Below are 19,516 nucleotides of genomic sequence, written 5' to 3' on the forward strand. Positions count from 1 at the left end.
AGTGGCACCCTTGACGCTCTCACCTTCCCGGTACATCCGCTCGTTGCGCCCGTTGGCCTCGGCAATAACGGCCGTGCGCATCGCCGGGTCACTGGCAACCACGGTACCCATCAATTTAAGCCGAAGGGAAGCCAAGGGCATCTGCTCAATTTCGACCTCTTCCTGCTTGGGCTCTTCCGTGACGGCATGTTTGACCGTTCCAAACAGGTCCCTACCGGCAATGGCCCGGTACTCACCAAGCCCTTTGGACCGCGATGGCGTCCCCACCTTTGATCCGGGTTGCCCGGTAAAGGAATCTTGGCCGCTCAACGTGGTCTCGTCGTCCAATACGGTTTCATAACGATCCAGCCATGCGAACATGAGCATACACACCACAAGGGTGATCACCGCCAAATTGACGAGCCTGGTCAGCACGGGCACGCTCAGGATCTGCCCCACAACCTGCAGACCAGCCTTGGAGCCGGTAAACATCGCCCCTAGGCCGGCAAGCCCCTTTGTCAATCCGAACACTGAAAGCACCCGTATCCTGAATGGTTCCGATTAGTTGTCTTCATCAACATCCATGGGACATTCGCCCATCTTCTGCAACTGCTTGTAGCGATCACAGAGTCCCAGAGCACAGGCCTGACTCATATCCGCGCACCCGAGCCTCTTACCGCCTAACCTCATGTACAAAATACCGCGATTGTAATAGGCCGCCGCAAAATCCGGATCAAACTCCACGGCCTTGGTATAGTCGGAAATGGCCTCATCATAGTCGGTCATCTCATCATAGGCCACGGCACGGTTGAAATAAATCTGGGCATCAGTAACTTTTACGTCCAAAGCAGTACTAAAATCCTGGACAGCCTTCTCGTTTTCACCCATGGCCACATAGCCGTTTCCCCGGTTGACAAAAGCAGCTGCCATGGAGGGATCATGCTCGACGGCACTGGAAAATTCCCTGATCGCCCTTTCATACTGCCTTTTGCCAAGATAGTACATGCCAAGATTGTAATAAGCGGGAGCATAGTCAGGATGCTCCTTGACAAGCGTATCCCACACCGCCCGGGCTTCATCCTTCTGACCGTTTTCGAAGAACGCTGTTCCCCGGTTGCATGTGGCCCGGACCATGCCCGGATCAATCCCCAGAGCAGCGGAATAATCGGCAACAGCACTTAAAAAGTCCCCGGTTTTCTGAAAACAATATCCACGGTTATATACTGCCAACGCATTGTTAGGACGTGCCGCGATGACCCTGTCAAAGATACTGATCGCGGTGGAATAGTCCTTTTTTTCAATTGCCTGTATACCTGTGGCAAGGTTCGCAGAAGCGGGATGCGGGTCCTGATTATGTTTGGCCAACCGATCTCCACAACCAATAACCAACAAACCTAGACAACAAAAAAGGAGACCGAATCGGGTCACGGGGATCAAGGACGTTATTTCCATCCTGTTTTTTTTCACTTTTCCTACTCCATAAATATCTGCCTGAACCTCTCCAACAACCCGGCCCCTGCAATTTTTTTGTGGTGCAGCATGCCTTTTTTGTCCCGGTCGAGCATACGCTCGTTGAACATGGCCTGGATATTTTCATAGATGCGGGGCGACTTGGCCAGGATCATCCGGAAGCCTTCCCGGTCGACCACCACGCACCGGACGGGCTCTACCGCCTTGATATCCGCGGAACGGGGTTCCCCGGTCAGCAGGGCCATTTCCCCGAAAAAATCACCTTGCCCAAACTCGGCCAGGCTCTTGCCGTCACATTCGACCACGACCCTGCCTTCCAGGAGGACAAACAGGGTTGTGTCGGTCCCCCCTTTGCGGACAATAATCTGGTCCTGCAAAAACCCCTTCACATATGACGACCTGACCAAAAGCTCCAGGGTTTCGTCTGTCATTCCCTTAAACAGGGTGATATTTCTAAGAGTCTCTAGGATTGTTTGGGTTTCATCCCTGGGCTGATGGTATTCTTTCACTGCCAGCTCGCTCTGGGGATAGGGGATGGGAATATGTTCCTTGCGAAATTGATACCAAATAGAGGTGTTGATTTCATCAACAGCCCGCCTGGCGGCATCGAATTCGCGGACATAAAAAATGATCCGGTATTCCATCCTGTACGGCCCGTACTCCATCAGACGAATAATGGGCGCAGGCGATTTGAGAATGATCGATGACTTTTCCAGCACCTCCATGAGTGCGGTCTTCACCCGGACCGGAGGGATGGAAAAATCCACCCCAATGTTGATCCTTCGCCGGACATAGGGGATGGGCCGGTTGAAATTCACCAGAGTATCCCTGGAGATGCTGTTGTTCGGGATGAGAACATAGTCTTTGCTGATAGTCCGGATCTTGGTGTACCGCCAGCTGATTTCCACAACCTTGCCCTCGTGGGTGGCCACGGCAATCCAGTCGCCAATGGCAAAGGGGGTCTCGATCTGGATGAGCAATCCCGAGATAAGGCTGCCGATGGTATCCTGCATGGCAAAACCGATAACCGCGGTCAGGATGGCCGAGGAGGTGAGGATGGAGCTTGGATCGATGTCAAAGGCGCTTTTTAGAATAATAACGCCAATGACAATGAAGCACACAAACTTTGTCAGATCGATGAAAATGTGGTTGACCTGTTGCCGTTTGATCTTCTTCAGATAGATCTCGGCATACCAGCCATCCAAAAAACGGATGACCATGAACCAAACGACCACGGCTTTGGCAAAAAAAATCCCCTTTTCGGGGATGTCCATACCGATTTTAGGAAGAACCCCGTACTCGAGGATATACAAACAGATGAAAATAACCAGCCATTTCAAAAACCTGACCGTCTTAATAGCGACATTGTAACGTTTGGATGCAAGGTGGAGGGCGAGCGAGACCCCGCCGTAGATAACGAACAAAAGGACCAGGAGAAGCCAGGCCTCCAGGGAAATGGAAGCGAACAATTCGGGAAAACGCCGTGAAAAATCCATAGGAACATGATCCATGGTTGTAGTTGCTGTTGCGGCTGTTTGTACCCGAGCGCATAAAAAAAGGCAAAGGGCCAACCAGCCCCTTGCCTTTCTCCAAACAAACTGTCCATGCCCTGTTGAGACTAGGTCAGACCCGTTTGTTCCCTGATATGTTCGAAATCGATCAACGAGGCCACCAGCTGGGCCCCGTGCTGGATCTTGACGGTATCGCGGAGTTTGCACCGGGAGAGAATGGCCTCCATCTTCTGGGCCACGGCATAGGTGTCGTCCTTGACCAGAACGAGCGGAATTCCAAGGACTTCGGCCCGGGTCATGATGATGTCATTGGGATAGAGGTTACCGGTCAGGACCAAACATTCGCACTGTCCTTCCAAGGCCACAAGATGCACATCCGAGCGGTCCCCACCGACGATGACCGCAGAACGACGGCTTTTCTTGAAATGGGTCATGAAGTTTTCCACCTGCATCGTCCCGATGAGAAAATTTTCCACAACCCTGTCCTTCTTCTCTTGGGCCGTGATCAGCTTGCCCCCGAGCCGATCACACAAATCTTCCACCCGGATCGCTCCCATGAGCGGGTCGCTTGGCATGGTTCCCAGGATATGGATACCCTGCTGTTCGAAAAAGGGAACGAGCATGGTCGTCAGCTCACGCATGAACGACGGGGGGATGTCGTTGAGCACAGCCCCCAGAAGATGGTCGCCCAGGGTCTCCTTCATCACGGCCAAATAATCGTATTTGAGTTCCTTGTCGAACCGGTCGATGACCAGCGACTTGATCCCCAGCCTTTTGACGATGCTCACCCCGTCCAGATTGCAGTATTTTCCTGAAAACATGCTCCCGGATCCGGAGACGATCATCACGTCCTTGTCTTTGGCGAGCTTTGCATAAGCGGCCTCTATCCGCGGCATGAAATCCTCGGTCCGCCCTGAAAAGGCCCTGACCATAAAATCCTGGTCCACGACCACCGGAGTGACGTCACGCGGATCATCATCCAAGCCGAGAATCTCTTGGACAAAAAAGGCGTCCTCGTCTCCCGGCTTTCCGTCTTTCTTGAACGGTAACGCGCCTATGGGCTTCATGTACCCAACACGGTATCCATCCTTTTGCAATTTGAGCCCCAGGCCCATAGCGACAAGATTCTTGCCGGCATAGGCCGAAGTGGCCCCAACATAGATTCCCAACATGAAACCTCCGCAGCAGTGCATCCGTTAGCGCATTATACTCTATCCAGAGCGGTACCCAGGCTGTACCCCCATACCGCTCCCACCCCCCCCGGTGGGTTTGATCCCAGACACCGGGGCCACACCCTGTTTTCCTTTCCGGAGTGCCCCCCGGCATACCCACCCCGGACAACCAGACCGATCACCGTCCAATGACGGCCGGAACAAGGGGATCCCAGGGCGAAAGCACCAGCTTGACATCCCCGACCACGGTTTGATGGTCGTCGACAAAGACCGGGCTGAATTCCGCCTCGATGATTTCCGGACAATCAAGGGCCATCTGGGAAACCGTCAACAACATATCCTCGAGGGAACGGAGATGGACTCCCGGTTCCCCACGCCGACCCAGCAGGATCGGCCCCCCCCAGGGTTCCCGAATGATGTCGTGGGCGTCCTCCAGGCTCAAGGGGGCGATCCGGTAGGAACAATCTTCCCGGCCACGACCATCCGAACCGGCCAGGGCAAAAGATACCAGCGGACCGAACTGGGGATCCCGGACCAAGCCAATGGAGACTTCCTTGGCCAGGGGGCCGGCCTGTTTTTGGACCAAACATCCGGAGATAAACATTTCCGGCCACAACCGACGAGTCCCCTCGGTGACATTCCAAAAGGCCTGGTAGACACTCCCATTGTCCTCCACGTCAAGGGCAATGGTCTGTTCTCCTTGGTACTGCCCCTCCTGGGGGGATGCCAACTTGAGCACGACGGGAAAACCCATCTTACGGGCCATCTTGGCCGCACTTTTGGCCGTTCGGGCCAATTTCATATCCAAGAAGGGGATTTCATACCCAGTGAGGAAGGGCTGGGCATCGATCCCCTTGAGCTCTAGAATTCCCTGTTTACGGGCGTCGAGGAGTATTTTTTTTATTTTTGGACTATCCCGGCGATAACAGACCTCAACGGGATAGGGTTTACGCTGCCGTCTGAAACAATCGTGCATGTTCCGCAGGGCGTACAATAGATAGTCCGGTTCCCTGTAGCAGGGCACCCCATTGGACTCGAGGAATGACCTTGCGGGGTCGCTGCCGGCACCACCGGGAACACAGACCAATGTAGTCTTGGTCATTCTTTCGGCCATGTTTACGACATGTTGGGCAATATCCATGAGATCGATGTTCTGGCGTGGAGTGATGATGGCCACAACCGCATGTATGTGCGGATCCGCGTCCATGCTCTCCATGATACGTGCGTACACCATCCCGTCGGCGTGGGAACCCGCGTCCACCGGATTGTACATTGTCGCATACCCGGGAACGACCCCCTTGATCCTCTCAAAGGTTCGGGCTGAAAATCGCGGGAGTTCCAACCCTACGCCGGAGGCACCATCTGCGGCGATAATGCCGAAGCTCCCGGAGTTGGTCAAAATGCCGACATGGTTTCCGTGGGGAAGAGGCTGCCTGGAAAAACCCTGGCAGAGGGCAAGCAGGGATGGTATGTCATGGGGCCGGACGACCCCGGCCTGCTCGAAAACGGTGGTATAGGTCGTCCCAAAACCGAGAACGGAATCCCTATGGAAGAGTGCGGCGGTGGTCCCGCGCGGCGTGTTGCCCGGTCGGACCATGATCACGGGTTTTTTCTTGGCCACATCCTGGGCGATACGCAAAAAACGCGGGCCATCGGATACCCCCTCGAGATAGCCGACAACCACCTCCGTGTCCGGATCATTCCCCAGGAACTCGAGCATATCGCACTCACTGACCAGGGACCTGTTTCCCAAGCTGACACATTTGGAAAACCCCAGTTGGTGCCCCTGGGCAAGATCGAGGAAACCATGACAAAAGGAACCGGACTGAGAGAAAAAAGCTATATTTCCCGGGATAATATCTGGAAGCCCCAGACTTGCGTTGACTCCTTCACGAGGGTTTATTAGACCCAAACTTTTAGGACCGAGTACGAGCATTCCCCTATCACGCACCAATGAACAAACCCGTTCCTGGTGGATGAATTCCTCCGCACGGGTCTCTGTCTCACCGGGTGCCAGACATATGACCGTCTTGATCCCCGCACCACCCATCGATACCAGGGCGTGCACCAGTCGTTCGAGGGGAAGGCAGACGACTCCAAGATCCGTAGCGGGTGCGCTTTGTAAATCCTTGTACGTGCACGTTCCACAAACTTCACGACAATCCGGGACAATAGGAACAATGTGCCCCTGATAGCCGGATGAAACAAGTCGATCCACGATGGTGGAAACGGGCGTTCCTGGTTGGCCGGAATCTCCAAGGACAAGGATGGATCGGGGGGAGAAAAGAGGATCGAGGGAAGTCACTCGCATGCAAAAAACCTATGGAGCAAGTATTGGAAAACAACGCCAAAGAAATGGAGAACCTGCAACGGGCTATCCATTATGAATTCTCTCAAGTCAAGCTTTTAGTCACTGCGCTCACCCACAGCTCCTATGCCAACGAGCATGATACATGCAGCAACGAGCGGATGGAGTTCCTGGGGGACGCAGTTGTAGAGATATGTGTTTCCACGGAATTGTACAATAGATTCCCGGAAATCCATGAAGGGGAGTTGACCCGGTTACGGGCGAAATTGGTCAGCGAACCCGGTCTGGCACAAGTAGCCAGAAATATCGGGCTGGGAGAATATCTCCTCTTGGGTAAAGGAGAAATGATCCAGGGTGGAAGGACAAGGGAGTCGGTTCTCAGCGACGCCCTGGAAGCGGTTGTCGGCGCGGTCTATCTTGATGGTGGATTCGGTGCTGTCCGGCAGTGCATCGCAAACCTCTTTGGCCCCTTCTGGCCGGCATATCCGACCACACCGAGGCCCAAGGACTACAAGAGCAAACTGCAGGAAATAACCCAAAAAACTGACAAGGCCCGCCCCACCTACCGATTACTGGACAGCGAGGGGCCGGAGCACGCCAAGATATATGTCGTCCAAGCCGCACTGCCATCCGGAGAAACACTGATTGCCCGAGACACCAGTTTGAAAAAGGCCGAACAAAAAGCGGCCCACAACGCCCTTATGTCCCTAGGGGTTGGGATGGAATGAGCCCGCTCCGCCGAACGATTTCCCGACAAGAGGCCACCTGGCGGGGATCACGCGGACCGAAGGACCATATAGACCCTGCGGAAAGCCGCCTTTCCGCAGGGTTGTCTTGGTCACCAGCACACGTGGACAGTCTGGAGCTATTCGGGATCAATCAGCGATTATCCCTGGATCAGCTGCATGGCCATCTGCGGCAGTGAATTGGCCTGGGAAAGCATGGCCACTGCCGACTGGGTCTTGATCTGCTGTCTGGTGAATTCCGTCATCTCCGTAGCGACATCCACATCGGAAACCCGGGATTCCGCTGCCTGCAGATTTTCCGCCTGGACATTCAGGTTGGAGACCGTGGCCTCGAGCCGGTTCTGCAGGGCACCCAGGTTGGCCCTGATCTGGTCCTTGGAGATGATGGCCTCATTCAGGGCATCCAGGGCATTTTCAGCCAAAGACTGGGTCGAAATGGACTTGCCCGCATCCGTCTCAGCGTTCAGCCCCACACCGAGTGCAGAGGCCGTTGCCGTACCGATCTTGATATCGTAGTGGTCTTCCTTGGAATCGTTACCGGTGCCGAAATGGACCCGCAGGGCACCCGAGGAATCCAGGTTACTTCCAGTGTGATTCTCGCTGGAAAGGTTCCCGTTGAGCAGATAGATCCCGTTGAAGTCGGTCGCGTTGGCGATCCGAGAAATTTCAGAGGCCATGGCCTGGTATTCTGAATCAATGATCAGTCGCTGGTCCGAGGTGTAGGTACCGGTGGCGGCCTGTTCGGCCAATTCCTTCATGCGGATCAGCTTTTCATCGATCACCCCGAGGGCGCCGTCGGCCGTCTGGATCATGGATACGGCGTCGTTGGCGTTACGTGTCCCCTGGTTGATGGTCGATATATCCGAGCGCATCAATTCCCGAATGGCCAGTCCGGCGGCGTCGTCGGCGGCACTGTTGATCCGGAGACCCGAGGAGAGCCTATTGGTTGAGGTTGAGAGGCTGTTGTAGGAACTGCTCAAATTCCTGGCCGAGTTCATCGCCATAAGATTGTGATTGATGACCAAAGACATACTAAAACCCTCCTTGATAGGCTTGTGTGCATTTTGTAACTCTTACTAGCAATCAAGGTGCCATCAAAAATTTATCTTTTAATTTCAAAATACTAGAATATAACAGGGGCATTTTTTGCCGTCCCGATCACAGGCCAAGCGTCAAATATCCACCCCGAATCCCTTCCGTTGCTGTCAAAATTTCCGCATAGCCCAACCATGGGCCGTCACATCCAAAAGTTCGGCTCGTTATTTGGACGACTAAAGAAAATCCATGGTTGGCCGATAAATCTTTTAGAGGATTTCGATCCATAAAGAGCCACCGGGAGCCAAGCCATGCACGTTGAAACCATTGAGCCCAAAAAACGGGAACCCTCCGGTCCGGAGGCCGTCACGCCGCCAGCCCAGACGGAATTCCCCACCGAATTTCCCCAGAAAAAAGACCTCCGGGACTCGACTCCCGCTCCCACGGAGGAAAAGTCCCTTGACCACAAGAATATTCAAGAAGCTGAAATCGACCGAGTGAGCAATGCGCTCGAGCAATTCTGGGACGCCATGGGCGTAAGCCTGAAGTTCAAGGTCGATAAACGTACCGAGACCATCCAGGTCGAGATCATCGATCCCAGCTCGGACAAGGTCATCAAAAAAATTCCTGCGGATGAGATCCTTAACATGGCCGCATCCCTCAAGGAGTCAGTTGGATTTTTGGTTGATAGGGACCTGTAAACGCAGAGTTGTTATTCCCTGCTTTCTGCTAGCGGCACCGTTTGGATCGGGTCGTTTTCTAACGAATGCTACCAATGCAGGTATTTTAATTCTATAGGCTAACAAAAACCATTCGTGCCAAAAAAATCCCCTGAAGGCTTGATGCCTCCAGGGGATTTTTTTCAGCTTGAAACCACGTGGTTACTTCAACCAGGAATTAACCAGCTCGGGGTTCTCTTTCACAAAACGTTTGGCATCTTCATACCGATTGGCTCCGGGTTCCTGGTCCCAGGCCATGACGGTTTCCATCTGGTTTCTGGTCCACTTGAAATTGTCCAGAAAACGGTAGACGTCGGGTTTGTCCTCTTTCAAGCCCTTGCGGACGATGGTATGGATATCTTCAGCTTCACCAAAGATGCCCTTGGGGTCCTCAAGGAACTTGAGCTCCCAGCGACCGAACTTCCAATGGGGTGCCCAACCGGTGACAACGACCCATTTGTTGTGCTTGATGGCGTCCCCAAGAGCGGCCGTCATGGTGGCACCACTTCCTTCCATGAGCTCCATGTCATCGATATCATAGGCCTCGATAGTATCTTCTGCCCGGGCCATGACACCGGCACCGGGATCGATCCCGATAATCCGTCCGGAAAACTTGTCGGCGTTGGCTTCCAGTTCGGCGATGGAATCGATGGTCACATACTTGGGAACCACCAAACCGATCTTGGCACCGGTGACCAAGGGACCCAGGTCATCGACATCCTTGATGAAACGTTTGTAGTAGCTGGAGTGGGTCACCGGCAGCCACGCAGCCAACATTCCGTCCACATCTCCGTCGGCCGTGGCCGCCCACATCGCTGCAGCGGCGACCGGCAAGGTCTCCACGTCATAGCCCATCTTTTCTTCCAATACGGCCCGGGCCACATTGGTTGTGGCGGTGGCACAATCCCATTCTACATACGCCAAACGAATCTTGCCCTTGCTACCGGCAAAGGATGTTCCCGTCGAAGCACACATGAACAATGCGGCGACACACATAATCACTACTGTACGGATTTTCATACCTGACCTCCAGTCGTTGCGGTTCCATAAAAAAAGCACGTGGGTAGGAACCGTTGTTTGAACATAAAAAGACATGCCGGTCGGCATCCCCGGACCGGCATGTCGCCAAAGGGTCTATCTTTATACGAGATCTTGTGGGAACAAAACTGCAGGGATCACGATTTGGAGGATCCCCCGACCTTCTGGAGCACCCGGTCCAGAATGATGGCCACGATAACGATCCCCAGGCCGGCCTCGAATCCCCGTCCGGGCTGCAGCCGCTGGATGGCCTTCCATACCTCGCCACCAAGGCCCTTGGCTCCAATCATCGAGGCGATGACGACCATGGACAGGGCGAGCATGACGGTCTGGTTGACACCGGCCATGATTGTGGGCGTGGCCAAGGGCAACTGCAGTTTGACCAGCTTTTGCCATCTGCTCGAGCCAAAGGCCTCGGCGCATTCATTCAACTCTATGGGGACCTGTTTGATGCCCAGACAGGTCAAACGGATGGCCGGGGGCATGGAAAAAATGACCGTGGAAAAGATGGCCGAGACCTTACCCAGACCGAAAAAAGGAATGGCAGGGATCAAATAGACAAAGGCCGGCATGGTCTGCATAAAGTCGAGAATGGGCATGGTGATCTTGTACATGACATTGCTCAGGGCAGCACCAATGCCCAAAGGAACACCAATCATAATGGCAATACACGTGGCCACGACCACGAGAGCGATGGTGCTCACGGTGGCGGACCAGAGTCCGAGGTTCCAGATGAGCAAGAGTCCGACCACGGTAAAAAGGGCCAAGCCACGGTTCCGTTTGCTCAAATACCAAACCAGTCCGGCAGCCAACAGGATGAAAAGCCAGGGGGGCAGAAATTTCATCCCGTTCTCCAACCAAGAGAGGCCCTTTTCCGTAACCACGGCAAACGATTTGGTCGCAAAGGAAAAATGCTCTACCATGAAATCCAGGGCCGCTTCGATCCAAGCACCTAGAGGCATGCGTGGAATATTCATTAGGCCTGACCTCCTCTTTCAGCTATGGCGGCCAAGAGGAGTCCCCTGATGATCACGCCTTTGAGTCTGTTTTTCTCGTCGACCACGGACAAGGGGTAAGGAATATCCTTGAGCAATTCAAACAATTCGTTGGCCGGGGTATCCATGTTCACCGTGGTTATATTCTTATTGATGATCGGGGTGAGGTCCTTGCTCCCCTGTTTGACGAGTTCGGCCGTGTCTTCTGCTGAAACGACACCGATCAGGTGGCGTTCCTTATCCACGACGAAAAGGGAAGAGATAGCGTTCGACTTCATCTTCCTCAGGGCGGCGTGGGGTCCATCGCTCTTGATATGGGCGACGGCCTCGGACTTTTTCATCACCGAATCGGCCGTGAGCACCTTGGAAATATCCACGTCCTCGACAAACCGTTCTACATATTCATTGGCCGGATTGGTGAGGATATCCTCCGGGGTGCCGATCTGAACAACCATACCATCCTTCATGAGCACGATACGGTCCCCGAGTTTGAGGGCCTCGTCCAGATCATGACTGATAAAGACGATGGTCTTCTGCATCTCCTCCTGCAGGGCGAGGAGTTCATCCTGCATATCCCGGCGGATCAAGGGGTCGAGGGCACTGAAAGCCTCATCCATAAGGAGAATGTCCGGATCAAGGGCAAGGGCCCTGGCCAAACCGACACGTTGCTGCATTCCACCGGACAATTGTTTCGGGTAGGCATGCTCCCAGCCCTTGAGGCCGACACGGTCCAGACTATCCATGGCCTTCTTTTCTCTCGCGTCCGGATCGGCTTTCTGGATTTCCAGGCCATATTCAGCGTTTTGCAGGACCGTCCGATGGGGGAAAAGGGCAAAATTCTGGAAAACCATCCCAAGTTTTTTCAGCCGAACATCACGCAATTCCTTGGGGGTCAGCTCACCAAGATTCTCGCCGTCCAGCACCACCTCGCCGGCTGTCGGCTCTATGAGCCTGTTGACACACCGAACCAGCGTCGACTTTCCACTTCCGGAAAGCCCCATGACGACTAATATTTCACCTTCTTCAACATCAAAGGACACATTGGAAATTCCAACACTTTGACGGGTCTTCTTGAAAATCTCATCCTTTGACTCACCATTATTGAGTAGCTCCAACCCCTTGCTCGGGTTGGAGCCAAAAATTTTGGTAAGATTTCGAACGCGTATTTTTGACATCATCACCTTCGGGTTTCGTTTACTAAAAAAGGGGGGAAACGAGAAATCCTGCTGAACTGCAGGACAGGCCATAAACGACAGCTGAACTCTGGTTTCCCCAAGACAAAAAACCTGATCACTCTTTAGTTAGTCAGATCATTTATCATAGATAATCTTAATGTCAAATTAAGACTTTTTCCTTGAAATTGAATATTGTCTTTTTTAAAAAAATATTATTGTTGCATAATTATCCAATCTTTTTTGTTTTACACAAACAAAAAATTTGTATTTTTTTATATCATGATATAAAAATTTTTTTTTATTAAGACATTTCATCAAATTTTATTTATATATTTTTACTTTAAATTTTTTAATGAATGAAAAATATTCAAAAAAAATTTAAAAAAAAGAATAAGAAATATTTTTCCCATCCAAATTCATAAACAACAAATTGTCTATACATCCAAAAAATAATACAATTATTCCGAACACAAAATGCTAAAATTCAACACTAATAAAGTATAGAAAAAAAATCTTTTCAATACTGAAAAACAAAAATATATACAAAATCATTCAATTATATTTTTACTTTCAATACATTTTTCATTAAAAAAACAAATATGCGTATAAAAAGATCAAAAAAATATTTACTGTTAGAAATTATTTAAGATAACAACCAAATAACAATATATGCATAAAAGCAAAATGATCGTACGCATTACATGTTTTTTATTACATTACCCATGAAATTCTACCATAAAAAAACAAGAAAATCATACAAACGATTGAACGTAAAACCCAAAACGTAAAACTGCGGCTTGGCCGCATTAGTACATGATTCTGCATTTTTCTTGTCTAGTTTTTTATTTTATTATAAAAAGGATACGTACATAATTATCCTTTACCCTCAAAAATCCCCAGGAGGTTTTCCATGCGGTCTGTTCCCGTCACAGTAAAAAGCTTTTTGGCAGCGCCCGTTTTTTCGCCCCCCGGGAGACGAGAAAAAACAATGGATTGGGCACGGGTCTTACAGGACCGGGATATCCTGCGCGCACCCCCTGCTTCTCACGGTGAGTCGTTCATGGCAAGGTCATCACGGTAGGGTTTTCCTTGTACGTCACCCGGTGTTTGCCTGGAACGGTGGTTTGGGGTAGACGGGAAACCATCATCGTTCACAACTACCTCCACTCCCCACACAAGCTATGGACCAAACAAAACAACTCATCGAACACATCGAGGCCATTGCTTCCGGAGATTACTCCGGAGCAATAATGGAACTGACCAAGGACAACCAACCGGCCCACATCCGCCGGATCGCCGAGGCGGTGGGCATGATGATGGTCCGCATCGAGGCCCGTGAACTCAATCTCGAACAGCTCAACGATCAGATCCGCAAAAATACCCTGCTCACGGTAGCAAGTATTGCAGACGCATTGGGCACTCGGGACGACTATACACGTGGGCATGGCCAACGGGTGGGCGACCTTGCCGCGCGAACGGCTGGACGGGCTGGTTGCTCCGCCAAAGAAACCGAATCCGTACGGCTTGCCGGTATTCTCCATGACATCGGAAAAATAGGCTTTTCAGACGACATCTTCACCAATGAGGACACCCGGCCCAGTGATCTGATGATGGAACGGATCAAAAAGCACCCCACATGGGGATTCGAGATCCTGAACAACCTCGATTTTCTGGGTGTGGTCCCGGAATTGGTCCTCTGCCACCACGAACGGCTGGACGGCCAGGGGTATCCCCGGGGCCTCAAAGGGGAAGAAATTCCCGTCCTGGCCCGTTTCGTCAGCGTTGCCGACTGCTTTGACGCCATGACAACCCAGCGCAGCTACCAGAAAGCCATGGGCCGGGACAGGGCGGTCTCGATCCTGAAGAAACTTGCCGGGCCAAGCCTTGATCCGGAGATTGTCGACACGTTCGTAACCGAGATCGGCCACACTCCATGAGCAGGTTCTCTCTCGGGAGCCCTGTGGGAAGGAGGATGGACGGTGGAGAGGGATTTATCCTCCAGAAATTGGAGGGCGATGGCATGGCCTTTGTCCATGCCGGAGGAACCGTGGTCAAAAAGGAACTCAAAGATGAACCCCTGCGTGGACACCGTCTGTCTGGTGGCCTCCACGCAGGGGATCGGCTATGATATCCAACGGGCCGGCTCCCCCAAACCAATGTTTTTCTGGGGTGAAGGACTCTTTTTCGCAACACTCCAGGGGACGGGCACGGTCTATCTGCAGAGCCTGCCTTTCTCCCGCCTGGCCGACCGGATCATCGCCCAGGCCCCCAAGGCGGGGGGAAACCAGAAAGGCGAAGGATCGGTCCTTGGCGGTTTTTCGACGGGGACAATGACTGCGCCCCTGCAACTGCAACAATGACCAAACGGAAAAAAAGGCGTTTCTCCTATCCGGGAGACGCCTTTTTTCCGTTTGGCCATATGGACAAACAAGCCGGTCCTTCCAGATCTCTCCTTTTCATCTTCTGCATATTGGGCTAAAAGCCTCCAAAAATTTTGATCCCATCCATGGAGGTCCGCACAAAAACCGGTGACCTCCCCGACATCTACAGCTCAAAGGAGAAAACGCATGACAAAAATCGGACTCATTCGCTGCGACAAGAACCTGGACAAATGCCCCCTGACCGGCTGTTTCACCTGCCTGCAGGACAAGAAGCAGGGGTTTGCCGGCTACGACGGAACCACCCTCACCGGGGTCATGACCTGCCACTGTCCCGGGGACGATGTCGTGGCAAAGGCAAAACTACTCAAGAGCAAGGGGGCCGAAGTCATACACTTGTGCACCTGCCTATTCTGCAAACGGGAGGAAGGTATGACCTGGTCACTGGGCAACGGTTTCTGCGACCATACCGACAAAATGGCCCGGCGCATCGCCGATGAGGCCGGGATCACCTGTATCAAGGGCTCGGCCCATCTGCCCAAGGGATACGTCCCGGAAGTTTTCACGCCCGCCCGGTAATCTGTCGTCCATCCGGCAGTGCCCCCCGGTGTGCGGGGTAGCGAACAGACAAACGCCCTATGTCTTTGAGCAAATTATCTACGGAGACAAGGAAAGGCGGGAAGACAAAAACCGGGACACGAACATGATCACTCCGTCCCGGACGTGATCCGGGATCTTGGGAAATGTGGCCGACAGTTTGATTGGGCATCAGAGAGAGTTTCCATCTCACCCAAGATCCCGGGCCTCACTAGAATAAGGATAATCGCCCGGAATCAAAAAAAATCCTACCCAGAGAACACCCCGCCAAGATCCGGCTGGTCCTTCATATAGGCCAGCAGATTATCCACTCCGGTCACCTGATAGTCAGCCATAGGCAACCGCTGGATAGGCACTCCCTCAAAGGCTTTCAGGACATGATCGATATCATCCTCGGGCCGTATCTTATTCAAAAAGACACGGGCAGGGGCGATGCCTATCTCAGCCAGTTTCTCTCTGATGCGCAGGGACTCTGAAAAGGCCAGTTTGTCCGGATTCATGACCACGTTCATGTGCATGCTCGCCCCTTCAAAAAGATCACCCAGTTTACAGTATTGCTCCCCCATCTTTCCCAGACGCGACGCAATCCTGTCCTGTTCCATCTCCTTTTTTCCCACCTTGATGGCCGAGATGATCTCCTTTTTCTTCAGGATGGCCCGGCGTAGCTTGAGCAACTCCTCGAGCCAGATCCTGGTGATGGACGGCAGAGAGAGAAAACGGAGTGACTGGGCAGTGGGCGGCATGTCAAAGACCAGGATATCCCTGTCCGCATAGCGCTCAAGAATATGGGAGAAGGCCAGGGTCAGGGCGTACTCTTCCACCCCGGGAGAATATTTTAATACCTTGAAATAGTTCCCCAGTCCGAAAGCGCTCTGGTAACTATAGGTCTCCTGAAGATGCCGGAAGGTCTCCTTGAGATATTTTTCTTCCCAAGCCTTGTCATTCACCTCCATGACCTCGAGATTTTCGGCCACCTTTTCCGGCTTTTCTGAAAGACGCCGCTCAAAAATATCGCATTGATTGTGGGCCGGGTCCATGGAAACGAGCAGGGTCTTACGACCCGACGTGGCCGCATAGAGCGCGGTCAACGCCGACGAAGTGGACTTACCCACCCCGCCTTTACCGATGAACATATGGATGTGCTGGGTCATGTTGAAAGTACCATGGTCTGATGCGGCCAAACCGCAGTTTTAAGTTTTTGGTTTTAGGTTTTACGTTTTACGTTCAATCGGTTGTAGAATTTTCTTGTTTTTTATGGCAGACTTTTACGAGTAAGGTACTAAAAAAGCAGATGGTCGGATGCACCCCCACAAAGAGGGTAATGGATTTTTTGGAGATTTGAGAGATTTTAGAGAGTTTAGGGGGGAGGGGAAGGGCCGGGAGAATGTAAGGCATCAACAACCCGTTTGGAATACGGGATTTTTAGAACGGATTTTTGTTCCGTTTCCGGGCAGTCAACGTGTCGGGGTATTCCTTGCGGGTGCCCTACGGACCGTTTGCATCAAAACGCATCCAGAACCGAACAGACTTCCGCCAAGGGGTCCGATGAGGTGGCCACCTTGTTGGTCATGAGGAGAAGCTCACGCTCCATGAGGGGCAGGAGTTCCAGGGTTACCTGAATGGGCGGAGAGGGGATGCCGATGAAGGACCCGAGCACGAGCACTGCAAAGATGTTCTCCATTTCGCCCACCTCCCATTCCAGGGTTTCCGTGGCCCGTTCCTTGTTGATCTCCTCGAAGGTAGCCAGGGCAGAGCGGATTTTCTCCTTGAGATCGGACAGTTTCATCCAACCCCCTGGACCCGAAAAATTTTCACTTCCAGATCGATCCTTTTTTGGGACGGGAAATAATAGTATCCGGCATACAGGGCAAAAAGCATGATCCAGAACAGGGGCACCTGGGGAAGATTGCACAAATACCCCAAAGGGACCATGTACGTTGCCAGTACCCCGGCAAGGATGAACCGCTTTTCAAAGACAATGAACCCGTCCAACCCAATGCCGCTTTTCCCGGTCTGGGTTCTGCAAAACAGAATCCTGAGCCACAGGGGGAGGGCAAAGGCAAGGACTCCCGCGAGGACGAGGAGTGACATGGTCACCGGTCGCCCGGCCTGTTCGGCCAAGAGTTCCACTCCCAACGTCCTGCACGCGGCCAGAACAACCATGGCCAGACATGCCGGGGTCAGAACGGCCAAATACCATTGTTGGAAATTTTTTGTGAGCATTTCAGACTGCATCGTCAATCCTTGTCGGCCCGTTTTCGGGCAAAAAGACAAGCGCCCGGACGGACCCGGGCGCTTGTCTACTTATGGTCTCGGCTAGCTCTTGGAAGAAGCCGTGGCACCGGGTCCAGAGGCATCTGGAGAGGTGCTCATAAACTTGACCACGCCCTCGAAAGCGATGACCGCGACGATGAGAATGATCACGGAGTTGGACACGATCAGCAGGATATTGCTCCCGCCCAGGAACTTTATCTGGTTCATGATCGCCGCCCACATGGTCATGACGATCATGAAGGCCGCCGGAACGGCGCTGAAGACCCATTTTCCGCCGCCCTTGCTCTTTAGATAAACGGTCATGACCACCAGTCCCAATGCGGCCAGGGACTGGTTGATGGCACCAAACAAGGGCCAGAGCTTCAGAGCGCCCTTTCCGTCCGCACCGGTCACAAAGGCCAGGATGGCCGCGGAGATGACCGCGAACGCGGTGGACACATAGATATTTCTGAAGGCGCCGACACCAAAACGGGTGAAGAGCTCGGTGGAGATGTACCGCTGGATACGGGTGGCCGTATCCAGAGAAGTTCCGGCAAAGGAGGCCACAAAAACGCCCATGATGGCCACGGCCCAGGCAACAGGCACACCGAGGGTGGAGATCATGTTCGCCCCACCGTCCACAAAGGCCCCTATCTTGGAAGCCAAACCGGCCGCTGCGGCCCAGGAGGCATAGTGCTGGGTCCAGGCAGCGGTCCCGCTCAGCAGCTGTCCGTCTGCCTCGTAGCCCATGCCGATGCCTGCGGTTGCCGCGACAACGACCAGGGTGGACAGGACACCTTCCATGAGCATGCCGCCATAACCGATGACCAGGGCATCCTGTTCGCTTTCGACCTGCTTGGAGGTGGTACCTGAAGAGACCAAGGCATGGAATCCGGAGATAGCCCCGCAGGCGATGGTGATGAACAGGAAGGGCCACATGGGGGGAGCACCCTCAGGTGTTGCCTGTACGGCAGGAGCGACGATTTCCATCTGACCGGAAAAACCGGCCACCAGGACACCACCGACCAAAAGAACCATGGCCACGACGAGCTGGTGGGAATTGATGAAATCACGGGGCTGCAACAGGGTGGTAACGGGGAGCACCGAGGCGATGAAGGCATAGGTCAAAAGGATGAGCGTCCATCCTCCGGTCGGGGGAATGCCCGCGATGACGGGAAGATTGATGGGCATGTACACACCAATAATAACGGTCACGTACATGGCGATAATCGCCAGGATGGAAAGCCCGAGGATGCTCTTGCCCTTCTTGTACACCAGGTAGCCGAGATAGATGGCGATGGGGATTTCCATCCATACGGGAAAGACCGCGGCCGGATACTTGGCAAAGATAACCGCCATGACCAGCCCGAGAATGGCGATGAATATCCACAGCTCCATGAACACGATGACAAAGAACATCAATCCGGTTCTGGGATTGATGTATTTCTTGGTGTACTCGGAGATGGATTTGCCCTGGTTACGCATCGAGAGGACAAGGGCACCGAAATCGTGCACCGCACCGATGACGATGCTGCCCACGAAGATCCAGATGATGGCCGGCAGCCATCCCCAGATAACGGCGATGGCCGGACCGACAATGGGGCCGGTACCGGCGATCGAGGCATAGTGGTGTCCAAAAATGACTTCCTTCTTGGTGGGAACGAAGTCCACCCCGTCTTCAAATTCCTTGGCTGGGACCAGTCGGTCCTTGGCCAGGGCGAAAATTTTCTGACCGATGAATCGGCCGTAGAGACGGTACATGATAATGTACCCTACGAGCACGAGAACCATCATAACTAATGCATCCATCCTCTTCTCCTTTGTCAGAATAACATTACGTTGAGAAAAAAACCAACCCACACGCCATAGGCTGCCAGGCCACACATCTCCTGGCCACCGGTTTCCGGTCCCGTTTGCGAACATTCCCGGGCCGCCTCCATGGAACCGGCTCTGCTCCCCGCCGTCCACCAAACACGTCCGACAATAGCTTCCCCAAAACCTGGTTTCCAGTCTTGGGCATGATCGCTTGGGGGCCGGTGCCTGAAGAGTATTTTGGGTGTCCAACAAGAAAGCATCCGTCTTTTATAGCAAAAACAGATAATATTCCAGTGGGTTCATAAAAAAAATCAAAATATCGGGG

General features: G+C 52.9%; 17 protein-coding genes and 1 pseudogene. 5 read left to right on the plus strand and 13 right to left on the minus strand.

Annotated elements, in window-relative coordinates; genetic code table 11:
• The 5 genes from ACY692_RS04475 to ACY692_RS04495 form a co-directional block, all read right to left on the minus strand.
• On the minus strand, positions 1 to 510 hold a 510-nt coding region (locus ACY692_RS04475; RefSeq protein ID WP_462324144.1), incomplete at its 3' end, for a type II secretion system protein N.
• A gap of 30 nt (positions 511 to 540) precedes the next feature.
• A complete protein-coding gene (locus tag ACY692_RS04480; protein WP_462324145.1) occupies positions 541 to 1,344 on the minus strand; it encodes a tetratricopeptide repeat protein in 804 nt (267 codons plus the stop codon).
• A 107-nt stretch (positions 1,345 to 1,451) separates the two neighbouring features.
• Entirely contained in the window at positions 1,452 to 2,960 is a 1,509-nt protein-coding gene (locus ACY692_RS04485) for a mechanosensitive ion channel domain-containing protein (protein ID WP_462324146.1), read from the minus strand.
• Between the two features lie 107 nt (positions 2,961 to 3,067).
• The gene (locus ACY692_RS04490; protein ID WP_462324147.1) at positions 3,068 to 4,132 is read right to left on the minus strand and encodes a phosphotransacetylase family protein; all 1,065 of its coding nucleotides are present in this window, start codon (positions 4,130 to 4,132) and stop codon (positions 3,068 to 3,070) included.
• Positions 4,133 to 4,310: 178 nt separating this feature from the next.
• The gene (locus tag ACY692_RS04495) at positions 4,311 to 6,443 is read right to left on the minus strand and encodes an acetate--CoA ligase family protein (RefSeq protein ID WP_462324148.1); all 2,133 of its coding nucleotides are present in this window, start codon (positions 6,441 to 6,443) and stop codon (positions 4,311 to 4,313) included.
• Between the two features lie 11 nt (positions 6,444 to 6,454).
• On the opposite strand from ACY692_RS04495, the gene rnc reads away from it, so the two are divergent.
• Positions 6,455 to 7,168, plus strand: a complete 714-nt coding sequence (rnc, locus tag ACY692_RS04500) for a ribonuclease III (protein WP_462324149.1) — start codon at positions 6,455 to 6,457, stop codon at positions 7,166 to 7,168.
• A 158-nt stretch (positions 7,169 to 7,326) separates the two neighbouring features.
• On the opposite strand, the gene ACY692_RS04505 is transcribed toward rnc, so the two are convergent.
• Complete coding sequence (locus ACY692_RS04505; protein WP_462324150.1) at positions 7,327 to 8,217, minus strand: flagellin N-terminal helical domain-containing protein; 891 nt, start codon at positions 8,215 to 8,217, stop codon at positions 7,327 to 7,329.
• Between the two features lie 315 nt (positions 8,218 to 8,532).
• On the opposite strand from ACY692_RS04505, the gene ACY692_RS04510 reads away from it, so the two are divergent.
• Complete coding sequence (locus tag ACY692_RS04510) at positions 8,533 to 8,922, plus strand: flagellar protein FlaG (RefSeq protein WP_462324151.1); 390 nt, start codon at positions 8,533 to 8,535, stop codon at positions 8,920 to 8,922.
• A gap of 180 nt (positions 8,923 to 9,102) precedes the next feature.
• Here ACY692_RS04510 and ACY692_RS04515 read toward each other — a convergent pair whose 3' ends face one another.
• The 3 genes from ACY692_RS04515 to ACY692_RS04525 form a co-directional block, all read right to left on the minus strand.
• The gene (locus tag ACY692_RS04515; RefSeq protein ID WP_462324152.1) at positions 9,103 to 9,960 is read right to left on the minus strand and encodes a glycine betaine ABC transporter substrate-binding protein; all 858 of its coding nucleotides are present in this window, start codon (positions 9,958 to 9,960) and stop codon (positions 9,103 to 9,105) included.
• A gap of 155 nt (positions 9,961 to 10,115) precedes the next feature.
• A complete protein-coding gene (locus ACY692_RS04520) occupies positions 10,116 to 10,955 on the minus strand; it encodes an ABC transporter permease (protein WP_462324153.1) in 840 nt (279 codons plus the stop codon).
• Positions 10,955 to 12,148 carry a quaternary amine ABC transporter ATP-binding protein gene (locus ACY692_RS04525; RefSeq protein ID WP_462324154.1) on the minus strand — a complete coding sequence of 398 codons (1,194 nt, stop codon included), beginning with the start codon at positions 12,146 to 12,148 and terminating at the stop codon, positions 10,955 to 10,957. The genes ACY692_RS04520 and ACY692_RS04525 overlap by 1 nt, the downstream gene beginning before the upstream one ends.
• Before the next feature lie 1,181 nt (positions 12,149 to 13,329).
• On the opposite strand from ACY692_RS04525, the gene ACY692_RS04530 reads away from it, so the two are divergent.
• The 3 genes and pseudogenes from ACY692_RS04530 to ACY692_RS04540 all read left to right on the plus strand — a co-directional run bounded on the left by ACY692_RS04530 (position 13,330) and on the right by ACY692_RS04540 (position 15,105).
• A complete protein-coding gene (locus ACY692_RS04530) occupies positions 13,330 to 14,085 on the plus strand; it encodes an HD-GYP domain-containing protein (protein WP_462324155.1) in 756 nt (251 codons plus the stop codon).
• An 83-nt stretch (positions 14,086 to 14,168) separates the two neighbouring features.
• Positions 14,169 to 14,508 (plus strand): annotated as a pseudogene (locus ACY692_RS04535) (AIM24 family protein).
• A gap of 207 nt (positions 14,509 to 14,715) precedes the next feature.
• A complete protein-coding gene (locus ACY692_RS04540) occupies positions 14,716 to 15,105 on the plus strand; it encodes a CGGC domain-containing protein (RefSeq protein ID WP_462324156.1) in 390 nt (129 codons plus the stop codon).
• Positions 15,106 to 15,371: 266 nt separating this feature from the next.
• Here the strand turns inward: ACY692_RS04540 and ACY692_RS04545 are convergent, their stop codons facing one another.
• From ACY692_RS04545 to ACY692_RS04560, 4 genes are all read right to left on the minus strand, one after another.
• Positions 15,372 to 16,274 (minus strand): ArsA family ATPase, encoded by a 903-nt coding sequence (locus tag ACY692_RS04545; RefSeq protein ID WP_462324157.1) that lies wholly within the window; start codon positions 16,272 to 16,274, stop codon positions 15,372 to 15,374.
• 350 nt (positions 16,275 to 16,624) lie between these two features.
• Positions 16,625 to 16,909, minus strand: coding sequence for a hypothetical protein (locus ACY692_RS04550; RefSeq protein WP_462324158.1), 285 nt, complete (start codon positions 16,907 to 16,909; stop codon positions 16,625 to 16,627).
• Entirely contained in the window at positions 16,906 to 17,346 is a 441-nt protein-coding gene (locus tag ACY692_RS04555; protein ID WP_462324159.1) for a hypothetical protein, read from the minus strand. Before ACY692_RS04555 ends, ACY692_RS04550 begins: the two co-directional genes overlap by 4 nt.
• 93 nt (positions 17,347 to 17,439) lie before the next feature.
• Complete coding sequence (locus ACY692_RS04560) at positions 17,440 to 19,185, minus strand: carbon starvation CstA family protein (protein ID WP_462324160.1); 1,746 nt, start codon at positions 19,183 to 19,185, stop codon at positions 17,440 to 17,442.
• Positions 19,186 to 19,516 lie beyond the last annotated feature (331 nt).

The sequence above is a fragment of the Desulfoplanes sp. genome (assembly GCF_054921335.1).

Excerpts from the sequence above, each read along its gene's own strand:
- ACY692_RS04485 (WP_462324146.1), bottom strand. The coding sequence starts at position 2,960 with ATGGATCATGTTCCTATGGATTTTTCACGGCGTTTTCCCGAATTGTTC.
- ACY692_RS04490 (WP_462324147.1), bottom strand. The coding sequence starts at position 4,132 with ATGTTGGGAATCTATGTTGGGGCCACTTCGGCCTATGCCGGCAAGAAT.
- ACY692_RS04495 (WP_462324148.1), bottom strand. The coding sequence starts at position 6,443 with ATGCGAGTGACTTCCCTCGATCCTCTTTTCTCCCCCCGATCCATCCTT.
- rnc (WP_462324149.1), top strand. The coding sequence starts at position 6,455 with ATGGAGCAAGTATTGGAAAACAACGCCAAAGAAATGGAGAACCTGCAA.
- ACY692_RS04505 (WP_462324150.1), bottom strand. The coding sequence starts at position 8,217 with ATGTCTTTGGTCATCAATCACAATCTTATGGCGATGAACTCGGCCAGG.
- ACY692_RS04510 (WP_462324151.1), top strand. The coding sequence starts at position 8,533 with ATGCACGTTGAAACCATTGAGCCCAAAAAACGGGAACCCTCCGGTCCG.
- ACY692_RS04515 (WP_462324152.1), bottom strand. The coding sequence starts at position 9,960 with ATGAAAATCCGTACAGTAGTGATTATGTGTGTCGCCGCATTGTTCATG.
- ACY692_RS04520 (WP_462324153.1), bottom strand. The coding sequence starts at position 10,955 with ATGAATATTCCACGCATGCCTCTAGGTGCTTGGATCGAAGCGGCCCTG.
- ACY692_RS04525 (WP_462324154.1), bottom strand. The coding sequence starts at position 12,148 with ATGTCAAAAATACGCGTTCGAAATCTTACCAAAATTTTTGGCTCCAAC.
- ACY692_RS04530 (WP_462324155.1), top strand. The coding sequence starts at position 13,330 with ATGGACCAAACAAAACAACTCATCGAACACATCGAGGCCATTGCTTCC.
- ACY692_RS04540 (WP_462324156.1), top strand. The coding sequence starts at position 14,716 with ATGACAAAAATCGGACTCATTCGCTGCGACAAGAACCTGGACAAATGC.
- ACY692_RS04545 (WP_462324157.1), bottom strand. The coding sequence starts at position 16,274 with ATGACCCAGCACATCCATATGTTCATCGGTAAAGGCGGGGTGGGTAAG.
- ACY692_RS04550 (WP_462324158.1), bottom strand. The coding sequence starts at position 16,909 with ATGAAACTGTCCGATCTCAAGGAGAAAATCCGCTCTGCCCTGGCTACC.
- ACY692_RS04555 (WP_462324159.1), bottom strand. The coding sequence starts at position 17,346 with ATGCTCACAAAAAATTTCCAACAATGGTATTTGGCCGTTCTGACCCCG.
- ACY692_RS04560 (WP_462324160.1), bottom strand. The coding sequence starts at position 19,185 with ATGGATGCATTAGTTATGATGGTTCTCGTGCTCGTAGGGTACATTATC.